The sequence below is a fragment of the Pseudomonas sp. SR18 genome (assembly GCF_023701505.1).
Classification (GTDB): Bacteria; Pseudomonadota; Gammaproteobacteria; order Pseudomonadales; family Pseudomonadaceae; genus Aquipseudomonas; species Aquipseudomonas cyclaminis.
In genome coordinates this window covers 351,862-366,600 of record NZ_JAMQAU010000003.1, presented here as the reverse complement: position 1 = coordinate 366,600, position 14,739 = coordinate 351,862, and the positions used below count along the sequence as shown (strand labels likewise).

The window sequence follows — 14,739 nt, the reverse complement described above, 5'->3', positions numbered from 1 at the left end:
GCCATAGCGTCATCCACAAGATCGACAAGAAGCCCGACGGCAGCCCGGCCGTTCTGTTCCTGGGCGCATCCGAGCAGGTTGAAAGCCAGGCACGCGACGACCTGATGAGCCAGCTCAACGAAAGCTACAACGCCACCGCCGGCAAGGGCTGGGGCTTCTTCCACCAAGAGTCAGGCGCTTTCCCTTTCAGCGGCTGGCTCCGCAAGTACCTGGCCGGCGTCACCGACTTCCTGGCGTTCAGCACCACCGCCGTCGAACACCTGACCAAGCTGATGGAAGAATCAAACCTCACCACCGGTGGGCACGCCCTCTTCTGCCACTACCAGCAAGGCCTGACCGAATACCTGGTCATCGCCCTGGTGCAGGAAACCGAAGCGGTAACCATGACCGAAGAGCTTGCCCTGATGACGGTTAAGCGCCTGGATCTGGACCACATTCGGCTGGCTTCGCGCATCAACATCAGCGAATGGCAGACCAACCGGCAATCGAAGCAGTACATCTCCTACCTCAAGGGCAAGCAGGGCCGGCGCCTCAACGACTACTTCCCCGACTTCATCGGCTGCCAGGAAGGGATCGACGGCCCGAGCGAAACCCGGTCTTTGCTCAAGGCGTTCAGCGACTTTGTCGAAAGCGAGGATCTGCCAGAAGAATCAGCCCGCGAGAAGACGCACACCTTGGTCAGTTACTCGATGGGCCAGGCCAAGCTGGGCGAGCCCATCACTCTCGACGAGCTGTCGGGCCTGATCGACGAAGACCGCCCGAAGAATTTCTACGAATTCATCAAGGCGAAGGACTACGGGATTTCCGAGACGTTGCCGCCAGATAAGAAGACGCTCAACAAATTCCGGCGCTTCACCGGCCGGGCCGAGGGGATGTCGATCAGCTTCGAGGCGCATCTGCTGGGCGACAAGATCGAATTTGACGAAGCCGGGGGCACACTGACGCTGCGCGGGCTGCCCACTCAACTGACCGATCAGCTCAAGCGCGCATCTGCTTAGATCTTGCTCACCTGAAGCCCTTGAAAGTCTATCGGCCCAGTATCCAGGAATAGCGCACCACCCAAACCTTCGACCTTGCTCCGAATGGCCTCGGGGGTTTGGATGCTGAAGTGGATCGTGTACTTATTGCTCCCATCCTTCTTCTGAATGCTGGTGACGTACTCACCCACTTCGTCCGGTGATAGTCCAATTGCATCGCCAAGAATTCTGTTTCGGCGAACTTGCGACGACTCTTCTGATTGATTGCTCATGCCTCGGTCCTTCAGCGAGATTGAGCCCATAGCGTAGCCCAACACCATAAATTAACCTCGCTGTCGCATCCGGCCACGGAGGGCGGCGCCTGACTGGAGATAATCCATGAGCAAGCCAAAAGTTGATCCGGCATCGCGTAAGGTGCTGGCCTACTCCGTAGAGACCAACGACCCCGAAGAATCCAACATCCAGTTCGCCACCTCGAATGCAGCGGCCCGACGCCAGGGTGCGGACGAGATTGGCACGGACTTCGGCGCAGTGTCATGCCGGCGAGCGCATTGGGCTGACGAGTTTGCGGGCCAGCGCTTTATCCCGGCGAAAGCCTACATAGACGCCGGCTGGTGGTTCGGCTGCAACCATTGCGGTGCCCGGTGCGACAGTGACGCCAGCTACTGGGATGAAGAAACCGAAACCGATATCGCACTGGACTTGGTGTTCGATGGCCGCGCGGTCTACTGCTCTGCGGAGTGCAAATCCGGACATGAAGCAGAGGTCGCCGCACGCAATGCAAAATTCGAAGAATTCAAGGTTCGAGTAGCAGCAGAGCGCCCCGGCGTTGCCTTCACCGAGTTCACCGGTGGTTATCCATGGTGCGGCAATAAAGGGCTGTTCACTTTCCCTGGCGCCCAGTACGGCGGCTCAGTGACCGACTCAGAAGTAAGCACCGAGCTGAAATGGTATGTGGCCCAAGGCGACAAAGCCGCCTGGGACTACTTCATCGCTGAACGACCTTCCGCCTGACCCTCCGGCGCTGCTCGCCAGCGCCTTCGCCTATACAACGATAACGCCGGCCCCGCGAGGAAAAGGCTTTTCAGTTACTAGCGCATATTGGCAGAAATAACCCCACACATTAAATAGCAGCAGAAAATTTCCGACACAAGTTCTAACTAATGCAGAACTACTTAGCTAGACAGCTTGGACTTCAAAAACACTTCCATATCAGCCAATGCCTGAATGAGGTCAGCCGTAAAATCCGCGGATGCCTGATCTGCTGTTTCGAAAGCGATAATTTTATCTGCCTTAAACATCCCACAATAAAATTCTTTAGCTTGCTCAGTCATTTCAGGATTAGCATTGACAAGGAGTTTTTTTACAGCGGCCTCCAATTCGCGGTACAACTCTTTTAACCTTTTTAGCGGCTCTACTACACCCCCTCCCCAGGCTGCTTCGCATCCCAGCGCCGCAGCTTCGAGACGACCTTTCGCTGAAAGGACCGAAGCATGCTTGTCTTTCATAGCATCCGAGAATACTACATATCGCGCAACTTGTGCCTCTAGCGATATTGAAGAACCACCGAAGTCGAAGGCATTGGGAAGAAAAACGAATGCACGCGCAGCAAATAATGCGTCTCTAAATTTAAATAAATCGACCAATGCCTCCATTGCCAAGCTGTGGTCTGAACTGCCCTTGAGCTGTTTTCTCCAAGCAGATAAGCCCTGGGATCCAAAATAAATAGCGGCAACCACACCAACGAGTGAAACAGCGGTTCCGACAAGACTAAAAACATCCTTGGTTAGTGACCATTCAACATCAGTGATAGCAAGACAGATATTCATAACTTCCCTAGTAAGCACCTAATGAAAGCAAGTATGTCAGTGAGGATTACCAATGCCTACAGAAACCAGCAGAATTGTCTGTCAGTTTAGCTGTGGCGCCGCGTCGGCGGTTGCCACAAAACTGGCGCTGAGGCAGTACGGCGTGACACACGATGTACAGATCATCAATGCATTTCTGGCCAACGAGCATGAAGACAACCGGCGATTCCTGCTGGACTGCCAGGGGTGGTTCGGGCAGAAGATCGTGCAGTTGCGCGACGAGAAGTACGGCGCAGACATCATTCAGGTTTTTCGGCGAGAGCGGTTCATGAAGGGCCGGAACGGTGCTCCCTGCACCAAGCTATTGAAACGCCGCCTGCTCGATGCGTGGAAACAACCGGGCGACGTTATGGTGTTCGGCTATACCGCCGAAGAGGTGGACCGCCTGGATGACTTCCGAGACCGAAACCCTGAACGCCCTGTTATTGCCCCGCTGATTGACGCCGGCCTGGGTAAAGAGGATTGCAAGGCGATGATCCAGCGCGCAGGTATCAAGTTGCCGCTGATGTACAGCCTGGGCTACGACAATGCCAACTGCATCGGCTGCGTGAAAGGCGGCGAAGGCTACTTTCGAGCGATCCGCGAGGACTTCCCGGAGCAATTTGAGGAGCTTTGCCGTGTTCAGGATGAACTTGGCCCAGGCTCGTACCTGCATCGCGACCGGAAGACCAATATCCGCTTCTCTCTACGTGACCTTCCGCCTGGTAAGCCCCGCCGGAACGAGGCGCTACCAGCTTGCTCTTTTTTTTGCGAGATAGCTGAAGCCGACTATCAACCGAGCGCTGCGGACATAACGTCGGGCAGAGCGTTGAGGTGAACAATCTGAGCCTTCAATTTGCGATGTAGAACACGATGACAGTTGGCACACAAGCATCGCAATTGATCTAGGGTAGTCTTGTGCTGCTCGCCCATATCTGCGACCTGTATCGCCTCATGATGAACTTCAATACAAGCCACACCAAAATAGCCATAAGCTTCGATAGGATCTGTTCCGCACTCCTCGCAGAAAAGCCGGCCATGCTTCTTGATAAATGAAGCTTTCTTGGCTCTAGATAAACCCAGTGAGCGTTCACGTTTCAGGTGATACACCAGCTTGACTTGGCCCTCGGCCCACTCTCTATCCTCAGTGTCATTGAGTATTTCGAGCGCCTCAACTTGCTCACCTTTCGGGACGATTTTGTAACCCGCCGCTTCCAGCAGTTCGAAACAAACAGTTCCTTTACCCGCGGTGAAATGGCGAGGCTTCAGGGTGAACCCTAGAGCGGCTGTTGCGGCAAGTCCAAACACCTGCTTCGGTGCGAGTCGTTTCCCTTCATCAACCAACAAATCATAATCAATCGACGGCCCAAACTCCTCCGAGATAGCGCCCTGAAGCAAACTTTGCACCGCCTCCCAAATATACTCAGGGGTTACACTGCGTAATTGCTCTGCTGGTAAACGGCGGTGCTCCTGCCCTGGCACATCCACTTGTGACGGAGGTGTAATCCGAATTGTTGTCAACGCGTTCAAATCGCGATCCGCTACCAGACCCAGAATCACTCCACCTAGCGCGACAGAAATACTTGCGAGGTAACATCCCTGATTTCCATCGCCATTTTTCTGTAATGGGGAATGCTTCTCTGGCAGAAGGTCCGCCAAAGCATCTAAGTGTAATCTTGGAGAAATTGGATGATCCAGCCTGGCCCACTTGATAGGCACCATCCAGCCAAGAGCTTGCCAGTATTCAGCAGCCTGCCAATGACTGTCGGGGATAGGCTCTTCGCGGTGTGCATCCGAAGCAACGCCTACTGCCTTCATTAGCCCATCCGCATACGAAATTACTACATCACCGGGACTCACGAGAGTGAGGTTCAGATACGTCTGGTTGGCCGCACCATTACGCTTTTCTTTTGGAGACCAAATATATCCGCCAGCGTACTCATCTAGATGAGTTTGCTTATGATTAACCCACCAGTAGCGCCGCATAGGCTTTGCCGAGCGATTTGAGGTTCGGTGAAAAACTGCGGTTTCATTTGCCCTATTAACGGACTCACATTCCCAACCAGCAGCGATCCATAAGTGAGCCCACGTGTGGCTATCCTCCGTACGCGAGTTCGCCCACCAAGCGTCATGATTCCTTGCACTGGGCGGCAGGCCATTGACTAGCGCATCGATCTGACCGAATGCCAGTTGGACAGAGTCCTGCGCCTGGGCTTTCAGATAGTCTGCTAAGGGCGCGTATTTACTCACTGCTCACCTCCTTGTTTGAAGGTGGGAGCATATTGACATCACCTACCAACCGCAACAGGGTAAGCCCGCCGCGGATGGCCGCGTTAGCCATGACAAACGATCCATGGCGGACGGAACAACGCCAAGCGCGCGCGGCTTGATGATCAGCTTGAACCAGGCGGAATGCCGTCCTTGTTGAAGTCCTTCAAGCGTTCGCGCTCTTCCTCGGTAGAGTGCGCCGGGGTTTCTTGCTCGGGTTCTTTCTTTTTTTCTTCAGTCATTGCCATGTCCTCTGGGTGGTAGCTGTTTCGGCATCTGGTGGAATCAGCAGTTCAAATCAATCAACTCCACCGCCTGGGCATGGTCCGGCAAGGACTCCCCGTGAAACGAATTTACCTCAGCGGGCCCATGATCGGCTTGCCTGGCTTCAACTTCCCAACCTCCACAATGGCGGCCAGCCTGCTTGAAGTCGGCCACACCGCCACCAACGCCACCGAGCTCAACCCCGGATAGCGGCACCTGGAACGACTATATGCGCCGAGACATTGCCGCCCTGATAGACTGTGGGGAAAGCGATCAACAATTCCGAAATATTAAACTCTTTATCTGACCCCCCAAACAGTAGACGGATCAACGACGCTAAACGTTGTCATATCTTTGTCAACCACAAGCATCTTTCCTCCGCCAGCTGAAACTAGAATAAAACTCTTTTCGCCCTCTACCTTATAAACGTAGCTCATCACTTTAGAATCCTTGTTGCGCAAGTTCTGAGCAGACGAATTTCCATTGATCAACGGAATAACCACTACAATGCAGGCAAGAAAGCTACCACCAGACAGCAGCCCAAGAAATCTGTAATACGGAGTGCCACCACTTTGGTCATGAACAGCAATAGAAATATTTATCGCACAAACCAATGTAATCAATGCAAAAGCCCACGTAGTGCCTAGATACGACATGGCTTCCTGCTGGCCTGAACGCACAATAAGCAGGAGCCCAATTACTACCACTAACGCTCCTAAAATAAAACTTGCCACCCTTAAATACAACTGAGGCAACCAGCTTAGTTTGGCGATAAGCAGAACTAGAACCATACCAAAAAACAAAAAAGCCGCATACCAAATACCACCAACTACAAACTCAGTGGCACTGTAAAATCCTAAAAACCAACCAGCCCCTAATGAGTTAAGATAACCCTTTAGAGAAAAGTATCCAGCACAAAAAGAAACGCCAACTAGAACAACAGAACAAGCGGCTACTTTGCCAAGATTCTCCAAGAAAATTGACCACTCATTATTCCCTGCCATACCAAAACTCCAGAAAAATGATTTTTGGCATTATCCACCATCCAGTTCAAACGATGAAGCTCTTCAGAAGCTGTCGACTTCAGCTCGTGACCTAGTGAAAGCTGGCGCCCTGATGGATGCCGAGTTCGGGCGCATCGAACGCGTCGCACTCACCAACATCCCGCAATATTTCACTCCCCCTTCAAAGTGAGCCGCTATAGCGGCAAGGACTCCTATGCGCCTGAAGAAAGCTGAACGCGAGCAAGTGCGCCTGAAGTACGGCGGGCACTGCGCCTATTGCGGCGTACTGCTGGGTGAGCGCTGGCACGCCGATCACCTGGAACCAGTTATCCGGGTCGCTGATGAGCGTGTCGCCGAGCAGATCGATAACCACAACCTCGGCAACATGATGCCAGCCTGTGCGCCCTGCAATATCAGCAAGGGCCGGCAGACGCTGGAAGGCTGGCGGTCATGGATCGCCGGGCACATCAACTCCCTAAACAGTTACCACCCCATCTACCGCCTGGCCAAGTCCTACGGGCTGATCGCCGAGACGGGGGTGCCGGTAGTGTTCCACTTCGAAAAGGTGACCCCATGACCGAAATCAAAGAACGCCCCATCCTGTTCTCGGCGCCGATGGTGCGCGCCATCCTGGAAGGCCGGAAAATGGTCACGCGCCGGGCGATCAAAGTTCAGCCGCACATCGATGCCAGCGGCAATTTCTGCGTAGGCAGCTCCAACTACGGCCAGGACGGTTACGGCAAACCTGTGACAAAGCACTTCATCAGGGGCTGCTGCCCCTATGGCAAACCCGGCGACCGGCTGTGGGTGCGCGAGACCTGGGCACGCATCCGGGTAGCTCAGGCGCCGGAACAGGAATGGGTGGTGTTCCGCGAGAGCGACAACCGCACCGACTATGGTGGGCCTTGGAAACCGGGCATTCACATGTTCCGCCGTGATAGCCGCATCCTGCTGGACATTACCGAAGTGCGCGTCGAGCGGCTGCAGGACATCAGTCGTGCCGATATCCGAGCCGAAGGCCTGCAATGTCCACCCGAAATGGCCAGCGACGACGCATCACCCAATTACCGAGACTGGCTTCCAACCGCCTGGCAAGAGTTGTGGGAGTCGATCAACGGCGCCGGTAGTTGGACGGCCAACCCGTGGGTCTGGTGCGTGAGCTTCAAGCGGGTGACGCCATGATCGCCACCCTCTGGTTCGCCTACGTCTTCATCTACCGAGGTCCAAAGCCATGAACGATTGTGAGCTTTTGGATCTGGCGGCGAAGGCGGCAGGCATTGATCTCGAAGAAAACCGCCACTGCCCTTCCGGCGGGATGTGGATTGTCGATAAAAAGTCAGGACTGGATGTCGTCTGGTCCCCGCTGACCAATGACGGCGATGCGCAGCGCCTGGCAACAAGCCTCCAGCTCAGCATCCTCTGGTTCACCAACCTGCAATACGTGATGGTGGAGCGCCGCGGTTTCGGCGAGAACATCGGCTGGACCGATGACGCGGGCCGAGGTGGCGCGCTCCGCAGAGCAATCACCGCCGTCGCAGCACAAATCGGCAGCACGCTTCCCTGACCCCAATCCCCTACATGCCTGCCGGTGAGCGGAATCAAGGCAATTGACTATCGATCCATCGTTCAGCTGCGGCCATCGCGTCATCAAGCGCTGCCGGATAGTCAGGCCAAGGGCCTTCCAACTCTGCTGCAACCTCACCCAAGCCATTGATGGGTGCTGGTTCAATGATCTTTGCGGCAACCGGGCTCTGGTCGTTCGGGCGGCGCCAATCGAACTTGAGAAACATCACGTGGCCCCGGTAAGCGTGCGCTATCGGAGCATCGAAGTTGTGTGACACGTCCATGCCTCATCACGAACTTAATTGAACCCTTTTGTACACCGCTTCGGTCGTGTTTGAAAGATAGGCAGAAAGCTATCACTCCAATCCCCTATATGCCGCCCAGCGCGGCTAGGACACCCCCATGCTCGCTATGAAACTCACCCTGATTGTACTGGGCGCTTTGCTGTACCTGGCTGGAACGTTCGGCTGGATCTTCTGGGCCGGGCCCGAACTGCTGGCCACCGGCACCATAGAGGCGCTGATCTACGCCTTCGCCGGCTCATGCGCCTGGATGCTGATCACCTTCGGCCTGGTCATTCACATCATCATGACAGCGCGGCCCACGGCCGGCGGGAGGTAGGTATGGAAATTCACTTTCTTTCACATGAGGAGGTTTGCACGCTCACTGGCGCAAGGACAAAAGCCGGGCAGGTGCAAGTGCTCAGGCAAAACGGGATTCGCCACACCATCAAGCGCAGCGGCTGGCCTTGCGTCATAGCCAATGCGCTCACCGGAGAGGCGGTCACCGAAACTACGGCAAAACCAAAATGGCAGCCGCGGCTGGTGAGTTAAATGGGAAGGAAACCAACACAGCCTGACAGCGTTACGCGCCTAAGGAAACGGAAGCAACGTAGCGGAACTATCTATTACTACTACGACCTCGGGGGAACGCCAAGGAAGGAACTTGCCCTAGGCAGCGACTACGGAATAGCTATCGTGGAGTACGCGAAGCTTGAGAAGAGCCGCGCGTCCTCGGCCCTGGCCCAAGACGTGCTGACCTTTGCCTACGTGGCAAACATCTACATGAACGAGGTGGTCCCTACCAAGAGCCTGGCCACGCAAAAGGACAACACCCGGGAGTTGAAGCAATTGCTGAAGTTCTTCGATGATCCGCCCGCGCCGCTGGAGGCGATCGAGCCTCAACACGTCGTCCAATACCTGCGGCAGCGCGGCAAGACAGCTCCGGTGCGCGCAAATCGTGAGAAAGCTTTACTCAGCGCCATCTGGAACTTTGCCCGGAGCAGCGGCTATACGGCCCTGGCCAACCCGTGCGCCGGGGTTAAAGGACACAAGGAGTCCGGGCGTGATCAGTACATCGAGGACGAGATGTTTGCCCTGGTGTATCAGCACGCTGAACAGCCGCTACGGGATGCGCTTGATTTGTTCTACCTTACCGGGCAGCGCATCGCTGACACCCTGAAAATGGATGAGCGCGACATCCGCGACAACAGGTTGGCCGTAAAGCAAGGCAAGACGAATGCAAAAAGGAGGATTGAGATAACGGGTGAGCTGAAGGTTGTGATTGATCGAATCATGGCCAGGAAGGACGGGCACAAGATACGGACAGGTAGGCTCATCGTTATGCATAACGGACAGCCTATGACCAGCAGCATGTTGCGAGGGAGGTTTGACGCGGCCCGTGAGGCGGCCGGCGTTGAGAAAGGAGACTTTCAGATGCGCGATCTGCGCGCAAAAGCTGGCACCGACAAAGCAGAATCCAGTGGTGACATCCTGCAGGCTCGCGACCAATTGGGGCACACAACTGTCGTCATGACAGAGAACTACATCCGTAAGAGGATCGGCAAGAAGGTCACGCCGACGAGGTAAACTCTGCACCGCAATAATTTTAACCCCCTTGAGAACAAAGGCCTGCAAGACAGGTAAAATTTGCCCATAGCGGTGCAGAATAGAGGCTAACTTATTGTATTTAAAAGAATACCTTGCGGACTTAAAATCCCCCGCTCGTAAGGGCGTCCCGGTTCGATTCCGGGTTCGGGCACCAAGGATATCAAGGGCTTGCCGGGGAAACCTGGGCAGGCCCTTATCTTTTCTGCTCCGCAATTCCCCTCCCCCGGCGTCCCGCCGACGAACACCACTCCCAAACCTTTCACGGCTCGACTGCTCTATGTGCATATAGCGTTTGAGTTTTCCCACTCCGCCGCCCGGGCATGGCCCGGCAAGGGTTGCCGTATGACTAATGAACACCTGATGGGCCGACCAATAGTGCGGTAGCTCAGACTGGTTTTAGGCTGCTTTCAGTCGTCGAGATCCGTGAGCTCGCACATTCGCTCTCCTACCATTCCACGCAACCACGCCCCATGAAACTCAATATTTTCGAGAGAAGTACCGTCCCCTAGACGATACCCAAAAACCTTGCCCTTCGCTCCGCGATACGCGACGTGAAAATGTCCATCATGAGCAAACGAATTCATCACATAAGGGCAAATGTAGATGATTTCGCTAAACGGGACGCGTACTTCAATGGGGCTTCGACAACGGCGAGTTATCGTGAGGGTCAGCAGTTGCTGATTTCCGTCGAACGTGAAGGCCTGCACTTGAGGCTCAGAGACAACCCAAGCAAAGAACGCACCAATGAGCACTGCACTGGCCAGCATTAACAGAATGAAGGATGACGCTGTGAGGCCTTCACCATGGTTAGGCTGCAGACCATGAATGACGTCCGGCCCTGTGAAAAGGAGCGTCGCAAGCCCGTAGCCCGGTAAAAGCAGAAGCAGCGCAAGGGAGAAGCCAAAAACGCCCATACCATTGCTTCCGATAATTGGTATTTCGGGGCCGTAATACCAAATAGGCGGGTGGGCAGTACTTACCTTGCCAGCATTTGTTGCTGTGGCGTTAGCTGGACTTTGATGATTCATTTGGCCGTCTCCAGGGATGACAGCGCAGACGTTACCACTACTGCTGGACAGTCTGGAAACGGATCACGGGCCCTTCTCGTCGCGCTCCGCACTTCGATTACTCGCGTCACCACGCAATAACCTTCCCCTTCAAAGTCATCCACATCATCAAGACAGCGCGACCCACTGCGCGCGGCGGAAGGTAGGTATGGATATTCATTTTCTGTCGCACGAGGAGGTTTGCACACTCACAGGCGCAAAAACGAAAACCGGCCAGGTGCAAGTGCTAAAGCGGAACGGGATTCGCCACCCCATCAAGCGCAGCGGTTGGCCTTGCGTTATCGCCAACGCCTTAACCCAGACTGAATTTTTTCAACCGGCGCTGTGTCGGCAACCACATGGCCTTTGCGGCAATATCCTTAAGGTTCCCAACTTTGGGTCGATAGCCTGTCGAACGTATCAACCACAGTTGGAAAACAGGAATCCCGAATGCGCCTTAGAAACCTCAACGTAGCACCACGCGCCGCTCTGTTTTTCGCGCTGATTATTGCGTTGGTATTTGTGCTCGGCGCATTTGCAGTTGTGCAAATGGGCAAGCTGAGGGACTCCGAAAAAGATGTCGAACTCAACTGGATGGCTAGCATCCGACAAACGGCGTTGATGGATAAAGCGACACTTCGTCTGAGGCTCGAAACACAGCGAGGCCTTGCTGACCCTCAGTCTCTTCAAAAGAATATTGAAAGCTTCCCTGGCTACCGCAAAGCGTTCATCGATGCAGTGGCGAATTATGAGCCTCTGATCGCGAGTGATAAGGAGCGTTCGTTTTATACACCGGTAAAAAACAGCGCCGATGCCTATTCCAAACAACTGGATATTCTCGAACCGTTGATGAGACAGGGGGACATAGCGGCCGCGGTCAGTCAGGTGAGTAACAACATCCGTCCCCTGACGAATACCATGGAGCAGCAGATCAAGGAGTTGACCACCTTTAACGATGAAGGTGCGGCGAGGGCTGGGCAAAACGCGACCGACCTCTATAACAATGGCTTTTGGCTTGTTGTCGGCCTTATAACGGGCGTGGTCATCTTGACGGTTGGATTGGCATTATTACTGACAAAAAGTATCACCTCTCCGATTAACGATGCCCTGTCTGTGGCAGAGCGTATCGCGGCCAGCGACCTCTCCAAGGAAGTTTTGGTCAGCGGGACGGATGAGGTCGGGCGACTGTTGAAGGCGCTCGCGCAGATGCAGACAAACCTGCGCACTACAATTATGCAGATTTCCGATTCATCCACCCAACTGGCCTCTGCGTCAGAAGAGATGACAGCCGTAACTGAGGAGTCGAGTCGGGGTCTTGTCGCCCAAAATGACGAGGTCAATCAGGCTGCCACAGCTGTCACAGAAATGAGCGCTGCTGTTGATGAAGTCGCTCGTAACGCGGAGTCAGCTTCAGAAGAGTCAAAGCGCACCCAAGGCTATACCGAGGTAGGTTTGGCCCGAGTGGCGCAGACATTGAGCTCCATTCAAAAGCTGAACGTTAACGTTGAAAACACAAGCGAACAAATTCAAGGTTTGTCAGATCGTGCACAGAGCATCACTAAAGTTGTAGAGGTGATTCGGGCGATTGCAGAACAAACCAACCTTTTGGCTTTGAACGCTGCTATCGAGGCAGCACGCGCAGGCGAGCAAGGCCGTGGGTTTGCGGTAGTTGCTGACGAAGTAAGGGCTTTGGCCCATCGCACCCAGATATCGACTCAAGAAATCGAGCAGATGATCGCTGCCATTCAGAACGACTCTGACCTGGCTGTAAAGGCGATGAACACGAGCAAGGACCTGGCGACCGAATCACTTGGCGTTGCTCAAGAGGCCAGCACCTCGCTGGATCAAATAGCCACGGCCATTGTTCAGATCAATGAGCGTAATCTCCTGATTGCCACGGCCTCTGAAGAGCAGTCGCATGTTGCTCGTGAGGTTGACCGCAATCTGGTCAGTATTCGCGAGCTGGCAACTCAGAGTGCTGCGGGTGCCAGCCAGACAGCCAGTGCGTGTGGCGAAATGTCCAAACTGGCGGTTAACCTGAATCATTTGGTTAACAAATTCGTGGTGTGAAAAAGGGCGACTACTGAAAATCCAAGACTCAAAAGCGCTCTAGGTATGGTCTGAAAATGATCTATCGGCTATCCGGCCCCAGGACCAATCAGTGAGCTTTCGATCTGGACGCCCGCCATCATTTGCTGCAACCCTTCGATGAGTTTGTCACCCGCTTCCGTCAAGGCTTCAAGCGGCATCGCCGGCAGACTCTCCAGAATGAACCACATGCTCTTCGCGTCAGCACCGAGACGGGTCCTGACGCCTTGCCGCCAATTCCAGCGACGGCAGGTCACGCCTTTGTCATCGCGCCAGACAACCTCGCCGGCATCCGGATACTCGAAAGCAGGAGCACCCTCTTTCATCGTGTCAAAAGGCTCAGTGCCATCTGCGACTACGAGCCGTGGGGAGCCCACGTAGGCCTCAATGTTTTCCCCTCCAACCGGGATGGCGTACTCGATGCTGATTGCGTTGTAGAGATCGACGATGGGATCCAGACTAGGCAAGCTGCCGTCACGTAAAACTCGTTTACGCAGCGCTTCAGCTGAACAAGGCGTGCGTTGCGGCTTGGCCCCAAACTTTCGGAATGTCTCAGCCCATGCGGCCAAATGGGCTTCTCCCCAGCTTGGCCCACCTTCCTGCACGGCCTTGCAAGCACGGTCCAGCGCGACCTGAGCCACCTCAGGATAAGCCAGTGGCGCAGCTTCCACCACGATGCTCAGAGCCCTGAACTCCGGCACCAACTGGGCAACGGCTGGATCGATTAACGGCAGTACGGACAGCATCAAAAACCTCCAGGAACCTGAATGTCATTTCATGCTAGTCATTGACGACCAGCAAAGTCAATATAATGACCAATATCATCTACTATAACGGATGATCCGGTTGACGGATCTGCTGATAAAGGCCGAGAATCCCAGCACATTTTTTCCTCATGACCCTCATCAATGACCACCAATACCAGCCTGTCGACTACCCCTGGCGCTGATGCTCAAGCCGTCAGCCTGGCCGTTGCGCGCACTCTCAAACAGGCGCGCAAAGCGCAGAAGATCACGCTGGATGAGCTTTCCCGCCGCGCTGGCGTGAGCAAAGGAATGGTTGTCGAAATAGAGAAATGTACGGCGAACCCCAGTATCGGCATCCTTTGCAAAATCGCCGCCGCGTTGGGCCTGTCCGTTGCAGACATCGTCAATGTGACCGAAGCCCCATCCGCCCATATCATCGACAGTCAAGACATCCCCACGCTCTGGACCGGGGATCAGGGAGGAACAGCGCGCCTTCTTGCGGGAACCTCCGGCCCTAATATGATCGAGCTGTGGCGTTGGGAAATGCACCCAGGCGAGTCTTTCGCTTCACAGGGGCATCCTCAGGGCACGCTTGAACTGTTTCATGTGGAAAAAGGCACGCTGAAATGTGTGGTAGGGGAAACAGAGTTGGTCATTCCTGCGGGGAGTTCGGCAGTCGCCAAAACCGACGTCCCCCATTCCTATTACAACGCTGGCAGATCCAAGCTGGTATTCACTATGTCTGTGACGGAGATGCACCAGTAGGTACCGGAAGTCCCAGGCAGGGTCACCGAGGCGGGCCAACGTCAATCGGTGGTCGCCCCCCCTCCCCCCATGCCATGTAGTCACTTCAGTTAAGCCCTTAGCTCACTTCATTCAGCGCCTCGATCTGCTCAGCACATTGCGTACATTTTTGGAGCATCCAAACCCAATATTTTTATTGTCGTAAAAGGGTTTTGGCCCAACGGTTCACAACGGCCGGGCCATCAATTATTGGCTACGCTCGTCGGCTTTTCCTTCCTGCATCTGTACAGAGGACTTGGTACC

General features: G+C 54.7%; 20 protein-coding genes. 13 read left to right on the top strand and 7 right to left on the bottom strand.

All coding sequences use genetic code 11. The features are described 5' to 3' along the window. Positions 1-998, top strand: a 998-nt coding sequence (gene yejK / locus NDJ82_RS07650) for a nucleoid-associated protein YejK (protein WP_250925242.1), incomplete at its 5' end; no start/stop codon positions are given. On the opposite strand, the gene NDJ82_RS07645 is transcribed toward yejK, so the two are convergent. Continuing rightward, on the bottom strand, positions 995-1,249 hold the full coding sequence (locus tag NDJ82_RS07645; protein WP_250925241.1) for a hypothetical protein: 255 nt from the start codon (positions 1,247-1,249) through the stop codon (positions 995-997). The two genes, yejK and NDJ82_RS07645, sit on opposite strands and share 4 nt — an antisense overlap. A gap of 106 nt (positions 1,250-1,355) precedes the next feature. Here NDJ82_RS07645 and NDJ82_RS07640 point away from each other — a divergent pair, with 106 nt between their 5' ends. Next, a complete protein-coding gene (locus NDJ82_RS07640; protein WP_250925240.1) occupies positions 1,356-1,991 on the top strand; it encodes a hypothetical protein in 636 nt (211 codons plus the stop codon). 161 nt (positions 1,992-2,152) lie between these two features. Here the strand turns inward: NDJ82_RS07640 and NDJ82_RS07635 are convergent, their stop codons facing one another. Beyond that, a complete protein-coding gene (locus NDJ82_RS07635; RefSeq protein WP_250925239.1) occupies positions 2,153-2,806 on the bottom strand; it encodes a hypothetical protein in 654 nt (217 codons plus the stop codon). 52 nt (positions 2,807-2,858) lie between these two features. On the opposite strand from NDJ82_RS07635, the gene NDJ82_RS07630 reads away from it, so the two are divergent. Then, positions 2,859-3,662 (top strand): hypothetical protein, encoded by an 804-nt coding sequence (locus NDJ82_RS07630; RefSeq protein ID WP_250925238.1) that lies wholly within the window; start codon positions 2,859-2,861, stop codon positions 3,660-3,662. On the opposite strand, the gene NDJ82_RS07625 is transcribed toward NDJ82_RS07630, so the two are convergent. Next, the gene (locus NDJ82_RS07625; protein WP_250925237.1) at positions 3,617-5,074 is read right to left on the bottom strand and encodes an HNH endonuclease; all 1,458 of its coding nucleotides are present in this window, start codon (positions 5,072-5,074) and stop codon (positions 3,617-3,619) included. The genes NDJ82_RS07630 and NDJ82_RS07625 overlap by 46 nt on opposite strands. Positions 5,075-5,434: 360 nt before the next feature. On the opposite strand from NDJ82_RS07625, the gene NDJ82_RS07620 reads away from it, so the two are divergent. Then, positions 5,435-5,566 carry a TIR domain-containing protein gene (locus NDJ82_RS07620; protein WP_250925236.1) on the top strand — a complete coding sequence of 44 codons (132 nt, stop codon included), beginning with the start codon at positions 5,435-5,437 and terminating at the stop codon, positions 5,564-5,566. Positions 5,567-5,655: 89 nt separating this feature from the next. Here the strand turns inward: NDJ82_RS07620 and NDJ82_RS07615 are convergent, their stop codons facing one another. Further along, on the bottom strand, positions 5,656-6,360 hold the full coding sequence (locus tag NDJ82_RS07615; protein WP_250925235.1) for a hypothetical protein: 705 nt from the start codon (positions 6,358-6,360) through the stop codon (positions 5,656-5,658). A gap of 214 nt (positions 6,361-6,574) precedes the next feature. Here NDJ82_RS07615 and NDJ82_RS07610 point away from each other — a divergent pair, with 214 nt between their 5' ends. Genes NDJ82_RS07610 through NDJ82_RS07600 form a run of 3 tightly spaced genes read left to right on the top strand, consistent with a single transcriptional unit; the run spans position 6,575 to position 7,924 of the window. After that, on the top strand, positions 6,575-6,937 hold the full coding sequence (locus NDJ82_RS07610; protein WP_250925234.1) for an HNH endonuclease: 363 nt from the start codon (positions 6,575-6,577) through the stop codon (positions 6,935-6,937). Further along, entirely contained in the window at positions 6,934-7,542 is a 609-nt protein-coding gene (locus NDJ82_RS07605; RefSeq protein WP_250925233.1) for a hypothetical protein, read from the top strand. The genes NDJ82_RS07610 and NDJ82_RS07605 overlap by 4 nt, the downstream gene beginning before the upstream one ends. A gap of 49 nt (positions 7,543-7,591) precedes the next feature. Then, positions 7,592-7,924, top strand: a complete 333-nt coding sequence (locus NDJ82_RS07600) for a hypothetical protein (RefSeq protein WP_250925232.1) — start codon at positions 7,592-7,594, stop codon at positions 7,922-7,924. Between the two features lie 34 nt (positions 7,925-7,958). On the opposite strand, the gene NDJ82_RS07595 is transcribed toward NDJ82_RS07600, so the two are convergent. Then, positions 7,959-8,150 (bottom strand): hypothetical protein, encoded by a 192-nt coding sequence (locus NDJ82_RS07595; RefSeq protein WP_231125715.1) that lies wholly within the window; start codon positions 8,148-8,150, stop codon positions 7,959-7,961. A 175-nt stretch (positions 8,151-8,325) separates the two neighbouring features. Between NDJ82_RS07595 and NDJ82_RS07590 the strand changes: the two genes are divergently transcribed. Genes NDJ82_RS07590 through NDJ82_RS07580 form a run of 3 tightly spaced genes read left to right on the top strand, consistent with a single transcriptional unit; the run spans position 8,326 to position 9,791 of the window. Beyond that, entirely contained in the window at positions 8,326-8,544 is a 219-nt protein-coding gene (locus NDJ82_RS07590) for a hypothetical protein (RefSeq protein WP_250925231.1), read from the top strand. Between the two features lie 2 nt (positions 8,545-8,546). After that, positions 8,547-8,756 carry a DUF4224 domain-containing protein gene (locus NDJ82_RS07585; RefSeq protein ID WP_191948075.1) on the top strand — a complete coding sequence of 70 codons (210 nt, stop codon included), beginning with the start codon at positions 8,547-8,549 and terminating at the stop codon, positions 8,754-8,756. Next, complete coding sequence (locus NDJ82_RS07580) at positions 8,757-9,791, top strand: site-specific integrase (RefSeq protein ID WP_250925230.1); 1,035 nt, start codon at positions 8,757-8,759, stop codon at positions 9,789-9,791. 428 nt (positions 9,792-10,219) lie between these two features. Here the strand turns inward: NDJ82_RS07580 and NDJ82_RS07575 are convergent, their stop codons facing one another. Then, positions 10,220-10,840 (bottom strand): hypothetical protein, encoded by a 621-nt coding sequence (locus NDJ82_RS07575; protein WP_250925229.1) that lies wholly within the window; start codon positions 10,838-10,840, stop codon positions 10,220-10,222. A 16-nt stretch (positions 10,841-10,856) separates the two neighbouring features. Between NDJ82_RS07575 and NDJ82_RS27645 the strand changes: the two genes are divergently transcribed. Together NDJ82_RS27645 and NDJ82_RS07565 are read left to right on the top strand one after the other, a co-directional pair. Beyond that, a complete protein-coding gene (locus NDJ82_RS27645; RefSeq protein WP_502941219.1) occupies positions 10,857-11,333 on the top strand; it encodes a DUF4224 domain-containing protein in 477 nt (158 codons plus the stop codon). Then, entirely contained in the window at positions 11,309-12,928 is a 1,620-nt protein-coding gene (locus NDJ82_RS07565; RefSeq protein ID WP_250925228.1) for a methyl-accepting chemotaxis protein, read from the top strand. Before NDJ82_RS27645 ends, NDJ82_RS07565 begins: the two co-directional genes overlap by 25 nt. A 68-nt stretch (positions 12,929-12,996) precedes the next feature. Here the strand turns inward: NDJ82_RS07565 and NDJ82_RS07560 are convergent, their stop codons facing one another. Continuing rightward, positions 12,997-13,692 carry a B3/B4 domain-containing protein gene (locus NDJ82_RS07560; RefSeq protein WP_250925227.1) on the bottom strand — a complete coding sequence of 232 codons (696 nt, stop codon included), beginning with the start codon at positions 13,690-13,692 and terminating at the stop codon, positions 12,997-12,999. 162 nt (positions 13,693-13,854) lie between these two features. Here NDJ82_RS07560 and NDJ82_RS07555 point away from each other — a divergent pair, with 162 nt between their 5' ends. Beyond that, entirely contained in the window at positions 13,855-14,457 is a 603-nt protein-coding gene (locus NDJ82_RS07555; protein ID WP_250925226.1) for a helix-turn-helix domain-containing protein, read from the top strand. The last annotated feature ends 282 nt before the right edge of the window (positions 14,458-14,739 follow it).